At 46.5% G+C, this 17,917-nt stretch carries 18 protein-coding genes and 4 tRNA genes; 11 read left to right on the top strand and 11 right to left on the bottom strand.

What is annotated here, in order from left to right; genetic code table 11:
* Positions 1-142: 142 nt before the first annotated feature.
* The 10 genes from KB186_RS12690 to dnaA form a co-directional block, all read right to left on the bottom strand.
* Positions 143-216 (bottom strand) — tRNA-Glu (locus tag KB186_RS12690).
* Between the two features lie 7 nt (positions 217-223).
* Positions 224-299 (bottom strand) — tRNA-Asn (locus KB186_RS12685).
* Positions 300-318: 19 nt separating this feature from the next.
* Positions 319-394 (bottom strand) — tRNA-Ala (locus tag KB186_RS12680).
* A 47-nt stretch (positions 395-441) separates the two neighbouring features.
* A tRNA-Ile gene (locus KB186_RS12675) sits at positions 442-518 on the bottom strand.
* Between the two features lie 218 nt (positions 519-736).
* Positions 737-2,662, bottom strand: coding sequence for a DNA topoisomerase (ATP-hydrolyzing) subunit B (gene gyrB, locus KB186_RS12670; RefSeq protein WP_173612522.1), 1,926 nt, complete (start codon positions 2,660-2,662; stop codon positions 737-739).
* The gene (gene remB / locus KB186_RS12665) at positions 2,662-2,949 is read right to left on the bottom strand and encodes an extracellular matrix regulator RemB (protein WP_016739359.1); all 288 of its coding nucleotides are present in this window, start codon (positions 2,947-2,949) and stop codon (positions 2,662-2,664) included. The genes gyrB and remB overlap by 1 nt, the downstream gene beginning before the upstream one ends.
* Positions 2,950-2,960: 11 nt before the next feature.
* Positions 2,961-4,079, bottom strand: a complete 1,119-nt coding sequence (recF, locus tag KB186_RS12660) for a DNA replication/repair protein RecF (RefSeq protein ID WP_173612521.1) — start codon at positions 4,077-4,079, stop codon at positions 2,961-2,963.
* A gap of 16 nt (positions 4,080-4,095) precedes the next feature.
* Positions 4,096-4,311, bottom strand: coding sequence for a S4 domain-containing protein YaaA (gene yaaA / locus KB186_RS12655; RefSeq protein ID WP_012683786.1), 216 nt, complete (start codon positions 4,309-4,311; stop codon positions 4,096-4,098).
* A 32-nt stretch (positions 4,312-4,343) separates the two neighbouring features.
* Entirely contained in the window at positions 4,344-5,483 is a 1,140-nt protein-coding gene (gene dnaN, locus KB186_RS12650; RefSeq protein ID WP_232773742.1) for a DNA polymerase III subunit beta, read from the bottom strand.
* Positions 5,484-5,689: 206 nt separating this feature from the next.
* Complete coding sequence (dnaA, locus tag KB186_RS12645) at positions 5,690-7,075, bottom strand: chromosomal replication initiator protein DnaA (RefSeq protein WP_106784234.1); 1,386 nt, start codon at positions 7,073-7,075, stop codon at positions 5,690-5,692.
* Positions 7,076-7,634: 559 nt separating this feature from the next.
* Between dnaA and rpmH the strand changes: the two genes are divergently transcribed.
* The 11 genes from rpmH to noc all read left to right on the top strand — a co-directional run bounded on the left by rpmH (position 7,635) and on the right by noc (position 17,651).
* Positions 7,635-7,769 carry a 50S ribosomal protein L34 gene (gene rpmH / locus KB186_RS12640; protein ID WP_007720125.1) on the top strand — a complete coding sequence of 45 codons (135 nt, stop codon included), beginning with the start codon at positions 7,635-7,637 and terminating at the stop codon, positions 7,767-7,769.
* A gap of 161 nt (positions 7,770-7,930) precedes the next feature.
* Positions 7,931-8,902, top strand: coding sequence for a nucleotidyltransferase family protein (locus KB186_RS12635; protein WP_232773741.1), 972 nt, complete (start codon positions 7,931-7,933; stop codon positions 8,900-8,902).
* 85 nt (positions 8,903-8,987) lie between these two features.
* The gene (gene rnpA / locus KB186_RS12630; RefSeq protein ID WP_015894104.1) at positions 8,988-9,368 is read left to right on the top strand and encodes a ribonuclease P protein component; all 381 of its coding nucleotides are present in this window, start codon (positions 8,988-8,990) and stop codon (positions 9,366-9,368) included.
* A gap of 4 nt (positions 9,369-9,372) precedes the next feature.
* Positions 9,373-9,597: a membrane protein insertion efficiency factor YidD gene (gene yidD, locus KB186_RS12625; RefSeq protein WP_205669431.1), complete on the top strand. Its 225-nt coding sequence runs from the start codon at positions 9,373-9,375 to the stop codon at positions 9,595-9,597.
* Between the two features lie 38 nt (positions 9,598-9,635).
* Positions 9,636-10,394: a membrane protein insertase YidC gene (gene yidC, locus KB186_RS12620; RefSeq protein WP_285860880.1), complete on the top strand. Its 759-nt coding sequence runs from the start codon at positions 9,636-9,638 to the stop codon at positions 10,392-10,394.
* Positions 10,391-11,020 carry an RNA-binding cell elongation regulator Jag/EloR gene (gene jag / locus KB186_RS12615; protein WP_007720132.1) on the top strand — a complete coding sequence of 210 codons (630 nt, stop codon included), beginning with the start codon at positions 10,391-10,393 and terminating at the stop codon, positions 11,018-11,020. Before yidC ends, jag begins: the two co-directional genes overlap by 4 nt.
* A 293-nt stretch (positions 11,021-11,313) precedes the next feature.
* Complete coding sequence (mnmE, locus tag KB186_RS12610) at positions 11,314-12,690, top strand: tRNA uridine-5-carboxymethylaminomethyl(34) synthesis GTPase MnmE (RefSeq protein WP_047070294.1); 1,377 nt, start codon at positions 11,314-11,316, stop codon at positions 12,688-12,690.
* A 15-nt stretch (positions 12,691-12,705) separates the two neighbouring features.
* A complete protein-coding gene (gene mnmG / locus KB186_RS12605) occupies positions 12,706-14,604 on the top strand; it encodes a tRNA uridine-5-carboxymethylaminomethyl(34) synthesis enzyme MnmG (protein ID WP_221868185.1) in 1,899 nt (632 codons plus the stop codon).
* 11 nt (positions 14,605-14,615) lie between these two features.
* Entirely contained in the window at positions 14,616-15,332 is a 717-nt protein-coding gene (gene rsmG, locus KB186_RS12600) for a 16S rRNA (guanine(527)-N(7))-methyltransferase RsmG (protein ID WP_106784225.1), read from the top strand.
* Between the two features lie 267 nt (positions 15,333-15,599).
* The gene (locus tag KB186_RS12595; RefSeq protein ID WP_483298198.1) at positions 15,600-15,911 is read left to right on the top strand and encodes an MgtC/SapB family protein; all 312 of its coding nucleotides are present in this window, start codon (positions 15,600-15,602) and stop codon (positions 15,909-15,911) included.
* Positions 15,912-16,796: 885 nt separating this feature from the next.
* Positions 16,797-17,651: a nucleoid occlusion protein gene (noc, locus tag KB186_RS12590; protein ID WP_173612517.1), complete on the top strand. Its 855-nt coding sequence runs from the start codon at positions 16,797-16,799 to the stop codon at positions 17,649-17,651.
* A 57-nt stretch (positions 17,652-17,708) separates the two neighbouring features.
* Here noc and KB186_RS12585 read toward each other — a convergent pair whose 3' ends face one another.
* Positions 17,709-17,870 (bottom strand): hypothetical protein, encoded by a 162-nt coding sequence (locus tag KB186_RS12585; protein WP_232773739.1) that lies wholly within the window; start codon positions 17,868-17,870, stop codon positions 17,709-17,711.
* Positions 17,871-17,917 lie beyond the last annotated feature (47 nt).

Here is a 17,917-nt window from a genome sequence, read left to right as displayed (position 1 = left end):
AACCGCCGACCCTCTGCTTGTAAGGCAGATGCTCTCCCAGCTGAGCTAAGCCTCCGCTATTCCCAACAAAGTGACGTTAATGCTTTGAAGCATATTCCGAGTACTTTGTTGGGGCCCCTTATTATCAGGGCGTTTTGCTAGGTGACCCGTAGGGGATTCGAACCCCTGAATGACAGCGTGAAAGGCTGCTGTGTTAAACCGCTTCACCAACGGGCCATTTGAATGGCTCCTCGGGACGGACTCGAACCGCCGACCGATCGGTTAACAGCCGATTGCTCTACCAACTGAGCTACCGAGGAATGATGATGTTTTATAGAATGGTGGAGCTGAACGGGATCGAACCGATGACCTCCTGCTTGCAAGGCAGGCGCTCTCCCAACTGAGCTACAGCCCCATTCTAATGGTTTCGTGACACAGTTGTCATGTCAGCTATGTAAGTGGTGGTGGGCCTAGGCTGACTCGAACAGCCGACCTCACGCTTATCAGGCGTGCGCTCTAACCAACTGAGCTATAGGCCCGTAATTACTTCCGGAACTTTAATCTATCACACTTTTAAGTTCATTGCAATAGAAAATTTGATATTTTTTTATTGCGTGGGTGAACTTTTTCGTGAAAGACGAGTTTAACAAAAGCACAATTTATTATAAGTCAGTTCATCATATATTTCAAATGTGTTTTTAAATTTTCATTAAGAAAAAAGCTTGCCCGGTAAAGGACAAGCTTTTCTTCGTCGCAATTAAATATCAAGATCCCGTACATTTGCTGCGTATTGTTCAATAAACTCCCTGCGAGGCTCTACTTCGTCACCCATCAGTGTCTCAAACACCATATCGGCATCCATAGCATCCTGGAGATCTACCTGAAGCAACGTACGAACTTCTGGGTCCATTGTAGTCTCCCACAATTGATCCGCGTTCATCTCACCTAGTCCTTTATAGCGTTGGACGTTTGGCTTCGGTTGTGCCTTCAAGGTAGCGAGAACCTCATCACGCTGCTTGTCGGTATAAGCATAGTGCAGCGTCTTCCCTTGCTTGATGCTGTAAAGAGGCGGCTGCGCAATATAAATATACCCCGCTTCGATCAACTGTTTCATGTAACGGAAGAAGAACGTCAGCAGAAGCGTACGGATATGCGATCCGTCGACGTCGGCGTCCGTCATAATAACGACTTTATGGTAGCGTGCCTTTGAAATATCAAAGTCTTCACCGACACCTGTTCCCAAAGCCGTAATAATAGCACGGATCTCGTTGTTGCCGAGAATTTTGTCCAAACGTGCTTTTTCTACGTTCAATACCTTCCCGCGAAGAGGAAGAATGGCTTGGAAATGACGATCGCGTCCCATCTTTGCAGAACCGCCCGCAGAGTCACCCTCTACAATGAACAGTTCAGATTCGGATGCGTCCTTGGAAGAGCAGTCCGCCAGTTTTCCCGGCAAAGCACTTACTTCCAGGGCACTCTTGCGACGAGTCATTTCACGTGCTTTTCGAGCTGCCTCACGGGCACGGGATGCCATGAGCGCTTTTTCCACAACTTTTTTGGCTACACCCGGATTTTCTTCCATAAAGGTGTTAAAACGGTCACCAAAGACAGACTCGGTAATGCTGCGCGCTTCCGAGTTGCCCAGCTTCGTTTTTGTTTGTCCTTCAAACTGAGGCTCTTGAATTTTTACGGAGATAATCGCGGTAATACCTTCACGCACATCGTCCCCGGAAAGATTCGGATCCTTTTCCTTCAGGAAGTTAAACTTGCGGCTGTAGTCGTTGATAACACGCGTAAGAGCCGTTTTAAATCCGGTTTCGTGAGTACCACCCTCATGCGTATTGATGTTATTGGCAAAAGAGTAGATGTTGCTCACATAGCTGTCGTTGTACTGAAGGGCAACCTCCACGACAAGACCTTCTTTTTCCCCTTCGCAATAAATCACATCATCATGCAGGGCTTCCCGGTTTTTATTCAAGTATTCTACGAACTGGATGATACCGCCCTCGTAGTGGAAGGACTCTTCCTTCTGCTGATCTGGGCGTGTATCCTTCAGCGTAATGCGCAATCCTTTGTTCAGGAACGCCAGCTCGCGAATACGTTTTTGCAAAATCTCGTACTCAAATACAGTTGTTTCGGTAAAAATAGTCGGGTCGGGCTTGAAGGTTACTTTTGTTCCCGTTTCATCGGTCTCGCCTACGACAGCAAGATCGGCATCCGGTGCACCTACTGTAAAGCGCATGTAGTATATCTGGTTATTTTGTTTAACCTCGACTTCCATCCATTCGGATAGCGCGTTCACTACCGAGCTACCGACCCCGTGAAGACCACCGGACACTTTGTATCCGCCACCGCCGAATTTACCACCGGCGTGCAATACAGTCAAAACGGTTTCAACAGTGGATTTCCCGGTCTTTTCATGAATGCCAGTCGGGATTCCTCGACCGTTATCGGTTACAGATACGGAGTTGTCTGGATGAATGACCACCAAGATCTCGTCGCAATAACCGGCCAGCGCCTCGTCAATGGCATTGTCGACAATCTCCCATACCAGGTGATGCAAACCTCGGCTGCTGGTCGACCCGATGTACATGCCGGGACGTTTCCGAACTGCCTCTAACCCTTCCAGTACCTGAATCTGACTCGCATCGTAGTTTGTATCTTTCGTCGTCACTTGATCCACTACTCTGTCAACTCCTCCACTTCAGCTTGTACAAAGGGAAACTGATCCAAGCTGTCCACGAACTGAGCGCGTCGCTTCAGCGTCAGAGAAGAAATAGGTGAACAGTAAATGGCGCTCTGGGTGATTACATAAGACTTCGTTTCTTCCTCACTATGGTCAACAACTGTTTTACTTTTTTCAAGTAAGAACGCTTTATTGATTTTTGAGGATTTCACAGTCTGATGATCGAGGATGGAAATAACTTCCTTCGTGCTCACCACAGTATCTCCACCAATGTGAATAAACATCCCTGTACCCCCTACCTTTCTCCGGAGATTTTCCCTTCCCTCACGTAAAAACGAGAGGCTTGCTGGAGAACCTGATGCTTTAAGCCTTCCACACCTGTGGTACTTACAAACGTCTGTACTCGATCCTGAATGGTTTCGAGCAGCAATGTTTGCCGATGTTCATCCAACTCTGACAAGACATCATCCAACAACAGAACGGGGTATTCTCCCACTTCTTCTTTAATCAGCTCAATTTCGGCCAATTTAATGGACAGCGCACTGGTGCGTTGCTGTCCCTGGGAACCATACGTTTGCACATCCATGTTGTTCACTTTAAGTGAAAAATCATCACGGTGTGGCCCAATAAGGGTGTTCCCCCGCATGATTTCCCGGTCGCGAACCTCTTCGTAGGCAGCAAGCATTTTATCTACAGCTTGATCTATCGTCATCTCTTCTGTAACGGGCGATGAGTTAACGTAATGCAAAGAAAGTCTTTCCCTGCCATCGGTAATGCCAGTGTGGATTTCCTGTGCCCACGTCTCCAGCTTCCGAATGAACTCAAAACGCTTCCGTAACAATTTTACCGCTAAATCGGCTAATTGGGTATTCCAAATTGCCAGCATTTCCAGCGAGTTACTTTTTTTCATGGCCAAATCCTTTAAAAGCTGATTTCGCTGGGCCAGCACTTTGTTGTAATTGCTTAAATAATAAAGATACGTAGGTGAAACCTGACCGATTTCCATATCGATGAAGCGTCTGCGCTGGGCAGGTGCGCCTTTGACAATGGAAAGATCCTCGGGTGCAAACATGACGACATTCAATGCCCCCACATAGGCGCTCAGCTTCTGCTGTTCCATTCCGTTGATTTTGGCCCGCTTTCCCTTGGTTGTCAACTGCAGCTCTAAACGAACAGAACCGTAGCGACGAAGAACATCGCTACGGATCGTGGCATAATCGGCATCCCAGGAAATTAGCTCCTTGTCGCGGGGCGTTCGGTGGGATTTGGCGAGTGCCAAAACATAGATCGATTCGAGAGCATTCGTTTTCCCTTGAGCGTTGTTGCCAATAAACAACTGGATGGGACCGTCAAACGACAGGGACATCGTTTCGTAGTTGCGATAATTGGTTAGCGACAGGTTCTTGAGAAACAAGAATCACGCTCTCCTCTCAGGGGCGTACCACTTGATAGCGACCATAGCCTTCAATCGCCACTTCATCGCCAGGATATAGCTTGCGTCCACGTCTGTTGTCCAGCTCTCCATTAATCTGGATCGGAACCTCAGCCAAAAAAGCTTTGGCCATTCCCCCCGTGTCAATGATTTCAGCCAGCTTCAAAAATTGGCCGAGAGCAATATAGTCTGTGCTTATGGAAACCTCACGCATGGCTTGGCTCCTTTCTTTTACGTAAAAACATTTTAGTACGTACGAACCGGCAAAATCAAATGGAGCATCCAGTCATGATCGGTCGGACGAATCACAAATGGACTCATCGGGCCGCTAAAGCTCGCTTTGATTTCTGCGCTATCGATTGCACGCAGCGCATCGATCATGTATTTGGCGTTGAAGGAAATTTTCAATTCTTCGCCATTCATTGCTTTTGGCATCAAAATGTCCGTTACTTTCCCGATCTCAGGTGCATTGGACGTAATTTCGACGGTTCCATCAGGCATCGTAACGAGCTTGACTACGTTCGATTTGCCTTCGCGGCTCAACAAGGAAGCGCGCTCGATGGATTGCAAAAACTCCTTGGTGCTAACGGTGATCTCCGTTTTGCTTCCTTGTGGAATAATTCTGGTCGTGTCCGGATAGGTTCCTTCCAAGAGACGGGAATAGAACAGGATATGCTTGGACTTCACCAGGATTTGATTGTCCGCAACAACGATATCTGCGAGATTTTGGTCGTCATCTAATATTTTTACCAATTCATTGCAGCTTTTACCCGGAACAACCACGTTGTGGAAAGAAAGATCCTCTGGGCATTCGACCATTGCGGTACGACTAGCCAAGCGATGGCTGTCGGTTGCCACAAAACGCAATTTGCCTTGATCAAGCGACCACATTAAACCGGTCAAGATCGGACGCATCTCGGAAGTGGAAACACCAAAAACAGTCTGACGAATCATTGCCTTCAGTAAATCACAGGGAACACTGAAGACTTTATCTTCTTCCAGATGCGGAAGCTGTGGATATTCGCTGGCATCCATTCCGTTAATGGTGAACTCAGCTTGTCCGGAACGAATTTTGGTTACGAGACGATCATCCACTTGAATATCGATTTCATTGCTTGGCAGTTTGCGTACGATTTCGCTAAAAATACGTGCAGTCAACACAATGCTACCAGGTTGATGTACGGTAACTCCCCATTCTCCGGCTTCTTCCATCGGGATCTGAACTTCAATAGACACATCAGAATCGCTTGCTGTCAGTGTCAAACCTTCATCATCCGTTTTGATTTTAATCCCGGTCAAAATTGGAATCGTAGTTCTGCTAGAAACTGCTTTGCTAACATGCGATACGGCGTTCGACAGCTTTTCACGCTGAACGGTAATATGCATCGACGTGAGCCTCCCTCTCCGGCGCCATTATTTTGGTTGAAATCTGCATAATGGCTGCGCCTTTATCATAACTTATTAGGATAAATCTTTTTAACAGAAGTAGTAATAGGGCCTGTGGATTTGTGGATATGTGGGTCCATTACGTAAAAGAGAGCCTATACACATGTGGGTAAGTTGTGTATAGGCTTTTTGCGTTATGCACAGGTTTAATGGTTTGCTTTTAACTTTTCAATGAGCGACTGAATGGTTGTTTGCATATGAGGGTCATTTGCCAGTGCACGAGAGATTTTCTCATGGGCATGGATGACTGTCGTATGGTCACGGCCGCCAAATTCATCACCGATTTTCGGCAAGGAGGCATCCGTCAGCTCTCTGGAGAGATACATCGCAATCTGACGGGGGAAAGCGACGGTTTTTGTCCGTTTTTTCGCCTTGAAATCTTCTAGTTTCAGGCTGAACGCTTCTCCGACCGTTCGTTGGATGTCCATAATGGTAATCACGCGTGGGCGGGAGGAAGGAATAATGTCTTTCAGTGCTTCCGCCGCCAGCTGCGTGTCGATATCTCGATTAATCAAGGAGGAGTAGGCAACGACACGAATCAGTGCGCCTTCCAGCTCGCGGATGTTGCTGTCGATCTGGTTGGCAATGTACGCCATTACCTCATTAGGGATATCGAGATTTTCTGCTTTCGCCTTTTTGCGCAAAATCGCAATCCGCGTTTCGAGGTCTGGCGGCTGAATATCAGTAATCAGCCCCCATTCGAAGCGTGAGCGGAGGCGATCCTCCAGCGTCGGGATCTCCTTAGGAGGTCGATCGGAGGAGATGATGATTTGTTTGCTTTCTTCATGCAAGGCATTGAACGTATGGAAAAACTCTTCTTGTGTCGACTCTTTGCCTGCCAAAAACTGAATGTCATCAATTAAAAGAACGTCAACACTCCGGTATTTATTGCGGAATTCGACGGCTTTGTTATCACGAATCGAGTTGATGAATTCATTGGTGAATTTCTCAGACGACAAATAGACCACTTTCGCCGATGGGTTGTGCTGAATGACATAATGGCCAATTGCATGCATTAAGTGGGTTTTGCCAAGTCCGACTCCTCCGTAAATGAAGAGGGGATTGTAAGCTTTCGCAGGAGCTTCAGCAACCGCAAGAGATGCGGCGTGAGCGAATCGATTCCCTGAGCCGATGACAAACGTGTCAAAGGTGTATTTGGGATTTAAGATACTGGGTGGCTGGTCATCCGCGACTGTTGGCGGTTCGCTCATTTTCACCCGTGGGGCAGGTTGTTCGTCGGCAAAAGCCGCATCAGGATTTTGCATCGCGACGAACTTTACTTTCATATTGATACCCGTCACTTCATATAGTGTATCGGTAATCAGTTGTGCGTACCTGGTTTCTAGCCAATCACGAGCAAAGTCGTTTGGTGCGACGACGATCAGTGCATCTTCTTCTAATGTAGTTGCCTTTGTCGCCTTCAGCCAGGTATCAAAACTGGGTTTGCTTAGCGATTTTTCTATCTTGGCGAGTACTTTGCGCCATAGTTCGCTAATCGCTGCATCCAACCAGAATCCCTCCCTTTGGGCCATCCGAAAAATTGATGAAGACCGATCCATCATGATCGAGAAAAAGTGCAAAAACCTGCTATGTTGTGACTTAATTGTCAACACAGCCGTATGTAACGACTGTGGATAAAAAAAGTCGAAATATAGGGATTCCGCTCGTAGAAGTGAAAAAAAGCAGACGGTTATCCTCAATCCTGTGAGTAACGACATACACATAGGAAAGAATCTGTCCACAAACTTATCCACACCCTGTGGAAAAACCGATTCACGTATCGGAGTTATTCACGCTTCAAAACAAAAACATAATAACAGATATAAAGCGTGGTATCAATGGTTTTTTCATACTTATCCACAAACACAACTTCTGGTACTCGCCACATATTCACATCCCTATATTTTGTGTACAAGCTGTAGATAAACTTGTCGAAAGCTGTTTTTGTGGATAAAATGATATCCACAGACCCGGGAAATAGTTTTATGGGGATATTTGCCTTGGTAATGAAATTCCACTGTTGCTTGACTTTTTAGGCATATGTTCTTATAATGCAAAAGAATGTCTTTGCAAGACGGAGGTGTATACGTAATGAAACCATCTTTCAATCCTAACAACCGCAAGCGCAAAAAGGATCATGGATTCCGTAAGCGCATGAGCACAAAAAATGGCCGTAAAATTTTGGCTGCTCGTCGTCAAAGAGGTAGAAAAGTTCTTTCCGCTTAGGCCACACTTTCAGTGGCCTTTTTGTTTGCCTACATATGTCTGAAAATTCTTTGTTCTTATAAAAAGAGGAAGGCTCTCTCCGATGTGGAAACCTTTTGAGGGATAATCGTTACCTAGCTACCGAAAATCCTACTATTTATTGAAGATACAGGAGGAGGCCGATGGAGCAAAGTAAGGATGTAACCGACTTTTTTGTATCGTTGGCGCTAGAGTTTCTTGATGAATGGCCTCTAGCCAGCTTGGTATGTGCCTATGCTGGTGGATCTGTCGGGAGGGGAGAAGCGGACGCATACAGCGACCTTGATTTACACATCTTTGTGGAGGGAGAAGATGATCCTTCCTGTGAAAATCGTTTGTTTAGAGGGCATGTGATACAGCTGCAGGTTCAATCTGCTCCTACAGATGAAGAAGTATACGAGAATCCGTGGGCATGGCGTTACTTAAAGGAAGCAAAGGTGATTCTAGACCCGGAGGATCGTTTCACTTCCTGGATGAATGACATGTGTGCCTATATGGATTCCCCGGCTGGAAAAGAGAAAATGTTTGCACAGGCAAAAGCGGAGGTAGATTCGTTCCATGAAGAGGCGCAGGCTGCCTTAAGGGAAGGCTTTCCTTACTCCGCTTATTTGGCTGCATGGGCAGGATGGATAGGGGCGCTGCAAATGAGTGCCGTCTTCCAGGGGCATTCGTTGAGTGATGCACAGTTGTATCAGTTGGTTCAGAAAGCAGGACGGTCGGACGGTATGGATGGCTTTTTTCAGGAGACATACCAGAGTATTCAGGATGTACAGGATGCACTCATGGTATTGGCGGACTATCGGGCTCATCTACGGTCAATAAATGAGGGGATCGAGTTTGTACTGGCGACTGAAAATGATTGGTTAGTAAAGAGGAAGGTTCAGAGATTGCAGGAGAGAAATCAGCTTGATATGGCCGGGTTTTTATTATTTTCAGAGGCGATCTGGTTATATCAAAGTGTGGATTCTGATGAATGGCTGGAAAATCATTGGGCGGATCTGCCTGCCGAGCTTTCCTTGTCCCTTCAAAAATTGGGCTTTTTCCAAGCGGATGGGCCATTGCTCGCTCATTTACGTCATGCCAGTGCAGAAATCATCGCGGAAATTGACTGTTAGGGGAAAAAAGTGGACGAAACAAGGATATACTGGTAGATGCTGTTTACGTTTTCTACTATAATTGTGATGTTAGGGGTTGTTTACCTTGCATCGTTCACACCGGCTCAAAAAAAATGAGCAATTCCAAGCTGTGTTTCAACGAGGAAGTTCTGCTGCTAATAAGCAGTTTGTCTTGTATTCAGCAAAGCAAGAGGGACAAGCGGCTTTTCGTGCTGGAATTTCCGTCAGTAAAAAAATTGGCAATGCTGTTGTCCGCAATAGAGTCAAGCGGCTTATACGCGAAGCAGTAGCTCGAATGGAGTCTGATATTCCAGTCGGTCTCGATCTCGTCATCATCGCCCGTCCGGGTGTGGAAGCGATGACACTTGAAGCCATTGAGCAATCTCTGTTACATGTGATGAAGCGAGCCAAAGTGATCAAACAGGCACCCGTACATAATGGAAAAAGAGATGGAAAAAGAGGGTGAAACGATGATGGTGAAGATCATGGTTTGGTTGATTCGGGGATACCAACTGATGATTTCTCCGTATAAACCACCTTCATGCAGATTCGCGCCCACCTGTTCTCACTACGCAATCGAGTCGATTCGCCGATTTGGAGCGTGGAGGGGAGGCTGGTTGGCCCTTCGTCGCATCTTGAAATGCCATCCGTTCCACCCGGGCGGGTATGATCCAGTCCCGGATCAGCACAAATAAGATTACCTCAATTGAAGCGGGGAAAAGGAGGATCACCCTTGAGTAGACGTACACTCAGCATTCTTATGCTGACTATGCTGGTTCTAGTTTTGTCGGGCTGTAACCCCCAAGCTGCAGCACCAATTGGCCCTGACGCAACCGGCATTTGGGACAAGTATTTTGTCTATCCACTGTCCTGGCTAATTAAAGAGAGCGCATTGATACTCGGAAACAACTACGGTCTGGGTATCCTGGTTGCAACGATCATCATTCGAATCATTGTGCTTCCATTGATGGTCAAGCAAATCAAGAGCTCCAAGAAAATGCAAGAGATTCAACCGGAGATGCAAAAAATCCGTGACAAGTACAAAAATGATCCTCAAAAAGCGCAAGCGGAAACCATGGCTTTGTTCCAGAAGAGCGGTGTCAACCCGTTGGCTGGATGCTTGCCAATGTTGGTACAAATGCCGATTTTGATTGCGTTCTACCATGCGATTATCCGTACAACCGAGATTAATTCGCAAACGTTCATGTGGCTGACGCTGGGACAAAAGGACCCGTACTACATCTTGCCAATCATTGCGGCGATTACGACGTACCTGCAGTCCAAGATGATGGGTCAGGCAACACAAGGGAATCCACAAATGCAAATGATGATCGTCATGATGCCGCTGATGATTTTGGCGATTGCTGTCACATTGCCATCAGCGCTGTCTCTGTACTGGGTATACGGTAACCTGTTTACCATTGTACAAACCTACTTCCTGTATCGTGATAAAGGAAATATGCCAACTCCTAAGGGGGGAGCCTCCAAGTGAAAAAGGTGGTAGCTACGGCAAAAACGATCGACGATGCTGTGCAAAAAGCTTTGCTGGAATTGGGAGTGCCGCGTGAGCGGGCAACGATCCAAGTTCTGGAGGAACCAAGCAGAGGGTTGTTTGGACTGATTGGGGCAAAGGACGCTAAAGTGCAAGTAGAATTTCACTTTGATCCGGTTGCACAGGGACGTGACTTTCTTCAAGACGTTTTGTCGAACATGAAGGTGAATGCCAAAGTGGAGACGCGTACAAATGAAGAAGGCATGCTGTTTGACATCCAGGGAACCAATCTGGGAATCATTATTGGCCGCAGGGGACAAACTCTTGATTCATTACAGTATCTCGTAAACGTCGTAGCGAACCGTCATGCGGACAAACATGTACGTATCACTCTGGATGCCGAAAATTACAGGCTGCGTCGCAAGGAAACATTGGAGCAGCTAGCAGATCGTGTGGCGAAAAAAGCGTTATCGACCAAACGGGATGTACGTCTGGAACCAATGTCTGCTGCTGAACGGAAAGTAATCCACGCCTTCTTGCAAAAGAGAGCGGATGTGGTTACCTTCAGTGAAGGAGACGAGCCAAATCGTTATATCGTGATTGCACCGAAAGAAGCCTCTCGCTAGGCTTCTTTTTTTTGCCTGAATGTAAGGAAGCAAGCGACGACATTTTGAATAATCTCTCTCAAAAAGTTGTCCACTGTGGATAATTGACCAAATGGTTGAGGATTTGCGAAAATGATTATACTGTGGATAACCAAAATGGACGGCAACCTTGGAGAGAGGGTTGCTTTTTCCTATTGGGTGTTTGGGCATATAGATGGATTGGCTGCACTTTCTTTTGGAATTTTTCCAGACGATCTGTTATGCTAGTAAGTTAGTGGCTGACTTGTAAGAGTGGAAAGCTTGAGGTGAACAGCATGAAATTCGATACAATAGCGGCGGTCGCAACACCGATGGGTGAAGGCGGTATTGCCGTGATCCGGGTAAGCGGTACGGAAGCGATCGAAGTTGTGGATAAGATATATAAAGGAAAGCAGCGGTTGTCCACTGTGGACAGCCATACGATCCATTATGGGCACTTGTATGAGCCAAACACAGGTGAACGAGTGGAAGAGGTACTGGTTTCCGTAATGAAGGCTCCCCGTACATTTACGAGGGAGGATGTAGTGGAGGTCAACTGTCACGGAGGAATTGTTTCCGTTGAAAAGGTTCTGGAGTTAATCTTGGATAATGGGGCAAGATTGGCGGAGCCTGGTGAGTTCACGAAGCGTGCGTTCTTAAATGGACGTGTCGATTTGTCTCAGGCTGAGGCCGTCATTGATTTGATCCGGGCGAAGACAGACAGAGCGATGAAGGTCGCATTGAATCAAGTCGAAGGGAAGCTGTCCAGGCTCATTCGGCAGCTCCGTCAAAACTTGATTGAAGCTATGGCCCATATAGAAGTAACATTGGACTATCCAGAGCATGATGTCGAGGAGTTTACACAAAATTTCTTGCGAGGAAAGTGCCTGGAGGTTAAAGGTGAAATCCAGCGACTGTTGCAGACCGCACAGCAAGGAAAAATTTTGCGTGAGGGCTTGTCGACCGCGATTATTGGACGTCCGAATGTAGGGAAATCCTCTCTATTAAATAGTCTGGTCCAAGAGGAAAAGGCGATTGTGACTGACGTTGCGGGAACGACACGCGATGTCATCGAAGAGTATGTCAATGTGCGCGGAGTTCCTTTGCGACTCATCGATACCGCAGGAATTCGCGATACAGAGGACATCGTGGAGAAAATCGGAGTAGAGAAGTCCAGACAGCTGCTGCAAAAGGCTGACCTTGTGTTGCTCGTGATCAACTACAACGAGCCTCTCTCTGCTGATGATTACGCGATTTTTGAAGCGGCTAAAGGGTTCCATGTGATTGTGATTGTTAATAAATTCGATCTGCCACAAAAAGTGGATTTGGAAGAGATCAAGCGTCATTTCCCTCAGCAGCCGTTGATTATGACGTCTGCGCGTGAGGAAACGGGGATCGATCTTCTGGAGCAGGCGATTGGGGAGATTTTCTTCAGTGGTCGTGTGCAGCAGGATGACTTGACCTATGTGAGCAACGCTAGACATATTCAACTGCTTCGTCAGGCAGAACGAGCCATAGATGAAGCGCTGGGTGGAATCGATGATTTGATGCCAGTAGACATGATTCAGATCGACATTAAAAAGTCGTGGGAGCTACTTGGTGAAGTCATTGGAGAAAGCGTCGGCGAGGATTTGATTGACCAGATTTTCTCCCAGTTCTGTCTGGGTAAGTGATTAGGAGGATAAAAAATGAACGTTGTACCTGCATATGAAGCGGGCTCTTTTGACGTCATTGTCATTGGTGCGGGTCATGCCGGTGCGGAAGCGGCATTGGCGGCTGCACGTATGGGCTGCAGTACATTGCTGTTGACGATCAACCTGGACGCTGTGGCGTACATGCCATGTAATCCTTCCGTAGGTGGTCCGGCAAAAGGCCACGTCGTACGCGAATTGGACGCGCTTGGTGGAGAAATGGGACGCAATACCGACAAAACCCATATCCAAATGCGGATGCTGAATACAGGGAAAGGACCTGCAGTGCATGCCTTGCGCGCGCAAGCAGACAAATTTGCGTATCAGCATGAAATGAAGAAAACGATTGAAAATACTCCGAATCTGATCCTGCGTCAAGCGATGGTGGAAGAGCTGATCGTAAACGATGGAGTTTGTGAAGGGGTTATCACACAAACTGGAGCGCGATACATGGCCAAATCCGTTGTATTGACGACCGGAACCTATTTGCGCGGAAAGATCATCCTCGGGGATCTTCAATACGAAAGTGGACCGAACAACATGCGTCCGTCCATTCGTCTGGCACATCATTTGAAGGAACTCGGTTTTGAAATGACACGTTTCAAGACGGGGACGCCACCGCGTGTTCATAGCAGCAGTGTGGATTTCTCCAAAATGGAGATTCAGCCTGGTGATCCGGTACCGCGCGCCTTTTCTTATGAAACAACGGAATTTATTATGGATCAGCTGCCTTGCTGGCTGACATATACAAATGAAGAAACGCATGGACTCATTAATAGCAATCTGCATCGTGCCCCTATGTATTCGGGAATGATTGAAGGAACGGGCCCGCGTTATTGCCCTTCGATTGAAGATAAGGTAGTTCGTTTTAATGATAAGCCGCGTCACCAAATTTTCTTGGAGCCAGAAGGGCGCAATACCGAAGAAATGTATGTACAAGGCTTGTCGACCAGCTTGCCGGAGGATGTTCAGCTGTCTATGCTGCGCTCCATGGCTGGAATGGAAGAAGTCAAAATGATGCGTCCTGGCTATGCGATTGAGTATGATTCAATCGTGCCGACGCAGCTCTGGCCTTCTTTGGAAGCCAAAATCTTGCCTGGCTTGTTCACAGCAGGACAAATCAATGGTACCTCTGGTTATGAAGAAGCAGCGGGTCAAGGTCTCATGGCAGGGATTAACGCAGCACGCCGCGTTCAAGGAAAACCACCCGTCATTTTGGGACGAGAAGAGGCGTACATCGGTGTTTTGATTGACGACCTGGTTACGAAAGGAACGCATGAACCTTATCGTTTGCTTACTTCTCGTGCCGAATATCGCTTGCTGCTTCGTCATGACAATGCGGACTTGCGCCTGACGGATATCGGCCATGAAATTGGTCTGATTAGCGATGAGCGCTACCAGCGATTTAACCAAAAACGCGCGCTGATTGAGCAAGAAAAAGAACGTGTGGCAAACACGCGTGTACGTCCTGAAATGGCACATGTTCAAGAGGTTTTGCGCAACGCAGGCTCCCCTGAACTGACAGATGTCATCGAGCTTGCTCAATTGCTGCGTCGTCCGGAAATCAACTACAGCCACATTGCTCAAATGGTCCCTGCACCCGAAGCACTGCCAGAGGATGTAACGGAACAGGTTGAAATCCAGATTAAATACGATGGCTACATCAAAAAGTCATTGCAACAAGTAGAGCGGATGAAAAAAATGGAGGAGCGCCGCATCCCAACAGATATTGACTACCACCAAATCTCCGGTTTGTCCAAGGAATCCCGTGACAATATGACCAAAATTCGTCCGTTGAACATCGGGCAGGCGGCTCGTATCGCAGGGGTTACTCCAGCAGACATTTCCGTGTTGATGGTATATCTGGAGTACAAACGCGTGGGAGTAGCCGAGTAAGGAGAAAAGCTATGACGAAAGAACAGTTTGCCGAGGTACTTGCAGCCCAGGGGATTTCTTTGACGGATCGTCAGAAGGAGCAGTTTGATCATTTTTTCCGCCTACTGGTGGAATGGAATGAGAAGATGAACCTGACCGGGATTACTGAAGAAGGGCAAGTGTACAACAAGCATTTTTATGATTCGATTACGCCGGCTTTTTACTTTCCATTTGACCAGGTGCAATCAGTTGTTGATATCGGTGGGGGCGCAGGCTTTCCGAGCATTCCTTTGAAAATTTGCTTCCCACATCTGAAAATGACAATCATTGATTCCTTGAACAAGCGTATGAGCTTTTTGCAGCATGTAGCACAGGAACTGGGTCTGGAGAACGTGAATCCTGTACATGGGCGTGCAGAGGATCGTGGGCAAGAAGCGATTTATCGGGAGAAATTTGATCTCGTAGTGGCACGTGCTGTTGCGAGACTCAATTTGTTGTCGGAGTTCTGCCTTCCTTTTGCCAAAGTCGGAGGACACTTCGTCGCTCTCAAGGGAGCGGAGATTACTCCAGAGCTTGCTGAAGCGAAGAAGGCAATCAAGACCCTCGGTGGAAAAACGAGAAAGGTCGAGACATTCCAGCTTCTAGAGGAAGCGGGAGAGCGTAATATCGTCATCATGGAAAAAATAGAAGCGACGCCGAAAAGCTATCCGCGCAAGGCAGGCGTTCCTGCGAAAAAGCCGTTAGTGTAGGAGTCAATGATAAGAGAGGGTCGTAGCCACGTGCTGCGGCCCTTTTTTTCGTGTTGAAAGTTTAAATGAAACGGCCTGTTCCTGATGAATTCTCTCAGATTTGCGTCTTGTATCATGGAGTCTACAACTCGGCATATGCATAGTACTAGCTCCTTCGAAAAAACAGTACTTTCCTCCTTTTTTTCGCCAGAATTTCTACCCATATTGCTTCGGCTCTTTCTAGCCTTTCTAGCAGGAGCCATCATGGGATAGGAGCGAGAGAGATTCATAAAAGATGTGGGTAGGCAAAGAGGTGCTCGTTTTCGAACGTATAGTCTCGTATGCTTTGGTTCGTGTCTTTTTGGGCTAGCTTCCATTTACGGTTTTTCTTCGAGTGGCGTAAATCATGATCCGGGGAGGATAGCTGCACAAGTCGTCACAGGCATGGGGTTTTTGGGAGCTGGAGCTATTATTAAATTCAATGGTAGAGTGAAAGGCTTGACGACGTCAGCAGGGATGTGGGTTGCATCAGTCATTTGTCTAATGTTCAGTACAGAGATGATAGTGCTGCGATCGTTGCCGCGATTTTATCGTACCTGACGTTAGACCTTCATAGACATTTTCCTCGCTTGTTTTACCGTCACCAAGATTTCACATCCTACCGATGAGAGTATGGGAAGTGAAGAGACGACAAAGCACCGTGATCATCACGATTTTTATGCACGTATAGGAATTTTATAAGCAGTACACTCAAGAATTCCGGAGCGCATAATAACTTTCCGCAAAAATGCGGTCGCTCGTCCATGAGAAGGTCCTCGATAGAGGTTATTTTACGAAAATCACAATTGATGTTTCACGTGAAACGTTTTTTGTTAGCAGGAATTGGGCGAATCTTGCAGAATTACATATATATAAATGAACCTGAAGAAAGCGTGTAGGGAAAGAAGATTAGGTCAAAGGCAATTTTACAAACCGACCGGATGGGCAAGAAGAGTCTGTTAATCAGTATGTACTATAGGGCTTGTGAAGCTTTTTTAAAAGTAGCTGCATGCTGTCTCTAACGATGTAAGAGGAGGACCTATGTTAAAAGAGTAGGACTGGACTCACTTACGACGCCAATATGCCATTTTTCCTTAGCAGCAACAATCAAAGAACATATTCAATCTGTCATATCCGGACAATGGATGGGCGAGGGATACAAAATGTTTCGAGGGAGATTCTGTCGTTGATTGGACAGGACCTTTTTCAGTTTCAAGGACGTATTCAAAAAGTTGTCTTATCAGCACCAACAAGGCGGCGAGAAGCTGAAAAAGGAGGAGCGGAATGTAGGGGAGCTACATGAGCACCTGGATTTCGAAGGTAACGCTTGTTTCGTTGTTGCGCAATTTTTCAGGATTTCTTCGTGATCAAAAATGACTTTTTGAACACCTCTTCAAAGACTTAAAAATAGCACGGATGGAACGGGTAGAAGTGGGGGATTTTTCTATGGCAGTTAAAGATTCATTTTCTCGGATTTTTGGCTTGACTGACAAGACAGAGAACGAAGAAATCAAACAAATACCAGTTGAGGAGATCGTACCGAATCCATATCAACCTCGAACTGTATTTGATGACGAGAAAATTGATGAGTTGTGTCAAACGATACGAACTCATGGGCTCATTCAACCGATTGTCGTGCGGGTTCGCGATGGTCGTTATGAATTGATTGCCGGGGAACGACGTTTGCGCGCAACTAGAAAATTGGGCATGGAGAGGATTCCTGCGATTGTCAAAGAGTTTAATGACTCGCAAACAGCCTCTATCGCATTAATTGAGAATTTGCAACGAGAAGGTTTGACAGCCATTGAAGAGGCAGTCGCATATCAAAAGCTGATTGATTTGCACAATTTGACGCAAGAGAGTCTTGCTCAGCGTTTGGGCAAAGGACAATCGACAATCGCAAACAAACTGCGCTTGCTCCATTTACCGCAAGAAATTCAAGATGCATTGTTGTCCAGACAAGTTACAGAGCGTCATGCAAGGGCTCTAATTCCGTTAAAAGATCCAGAATTACAAAATAAAGTCCTGCTGGAGATTTTGGAGCGGGAATGGAATGTGAAACAGACGGAAGTACGTGTGAAGCAGCTGCTAGAATTGGCTGAGAACCCAAAATCGGAAAAAGATGCGAAGCCTCGCTGGAAAGCATTCTCAAGGGATACGCGAATTGCGATTAATACCGTTCGGCAATCGATCGATATGGTGATCCAGACGGGCCTGCCTGTAGAGACAGCGGAAGAAGACCATGATGAATTCTATCAATTCACCATTCGTATTCCGAAAAACAAGGAAACAGGGAAATAAATGTAGATGGTAACCAAAAAGGCGACAATGTCGCCTTTCTTTTTGGGCAAATGCTGATTATTTATAGAAAATGATGCTTTCTGTACGATCAAATTTCCAGAAATAAGCATTTTTTATAAAAAAGCTAGGGAAATCTGCATTTTTGGGACAAAAATCAGGCTTTTTTGTCTCACTATCTAAAAAAAACAGCGTACGACCAAGCTGCAAATCTGATAACATGGAGAGTACCAACCTGTGCATACTGCTGGTTTGCTCGATAATCAATG

Origin of the sequence: Brevibacillus sp. AF8 (genome assembly GCF_021270385.1) — a bacterium.
In the GTDB taxonomy this organism is placed as follows: domain Bacteria; phylum Bacillota; class Bacilli; order Brevibacillales; family Brevibacillaceae; genus Brevibacillus.
The sequence above is the reverse complement of the archived record's forward strand: the minus strand, read 5'-3'. Positions and strand labels throughout refer to the sequence as shown.

Bases quoted from the DNA above. Each gene is read 5' to 3' on its own strand.
- remB (WP_016739359.1), bottom strand. From the start codon at position 2,949: ATGTTTATTCACATTGGTGGAGATACTGTGGTGAGCACGAAGGAAGTT.
- yaaA (WP_012683786.1), bottom strand. From the start codon at position 4,311: ATGCGTGAGGTTTCCATAAGCACAGACTATATTGCTCTCGGCCAATTT.
- dnaN (WP_232773742.1), bottom strand. From the start codon at position 5,483: ATGCATATTACCGTTCAGCGTGAAAAGCTGTCGAACGCCGTATCGCAT.
- dnaA (WP_106784234.1), bottom strand. From the start codon at position 7,075: ATGGCCCAAAGGGAGGGATTCTGGTTGGATGCAGCGATTAGCGAACTA.
- rpmH (WP_007720125.1), top strand. From the start codon at position 7,635: ATGAAACCATCTTTCAATCCTAACAACCGCAAGCGCAAAAAGGATCAT.
- KB186_RS12635 (WP_232773741.1), top strand. From the start codon at position 7,931: ATGGAGCAAAGTAAGGATGTAACCGACTTTTTTGTATCGTTGGCGCTA.
- yidD (WP_205669431.1), top strand. From the start codon at position 9,373: ATGATGGTGAAGATCATGGTTTGGTTGATTCGGGGATACCAACTGATG.
- mnmE (WP_047070294.1), top strand. From the start codon at position 11,314: ATGAAATTCGATACAATAGCGGCGGTCGCAACACCGATGGGTGAAGGC.
- mnmG (WP_221868185.1), top strand. From the start codon at position 12,706: ATGAACGTTGTACCTGCATATGAAGCGGGCTCTTTTGACGTCATTGTC.
- rsmG (WP_106784225.1), top strand. From the start codon at position 14,616: ATGACGAAAGAACAGTTTGCCGAGGTACTTGCAGCCCAGGGGATTTCT.
- noc (WP_173612517.1), top strand. From the start codon at position 16,797: ATGGCAGTTAAAGATTCATTTTCTCGGATTTTTGGCTTGACTGACAAG.
- KB186_RS12585 (WP_232773739.1), bottom strand. From the start codon at position 17,870: ATGTTATCAGATTTGCAGCTTGGTCGTACGCTGTTTTTTTTAGATAGT.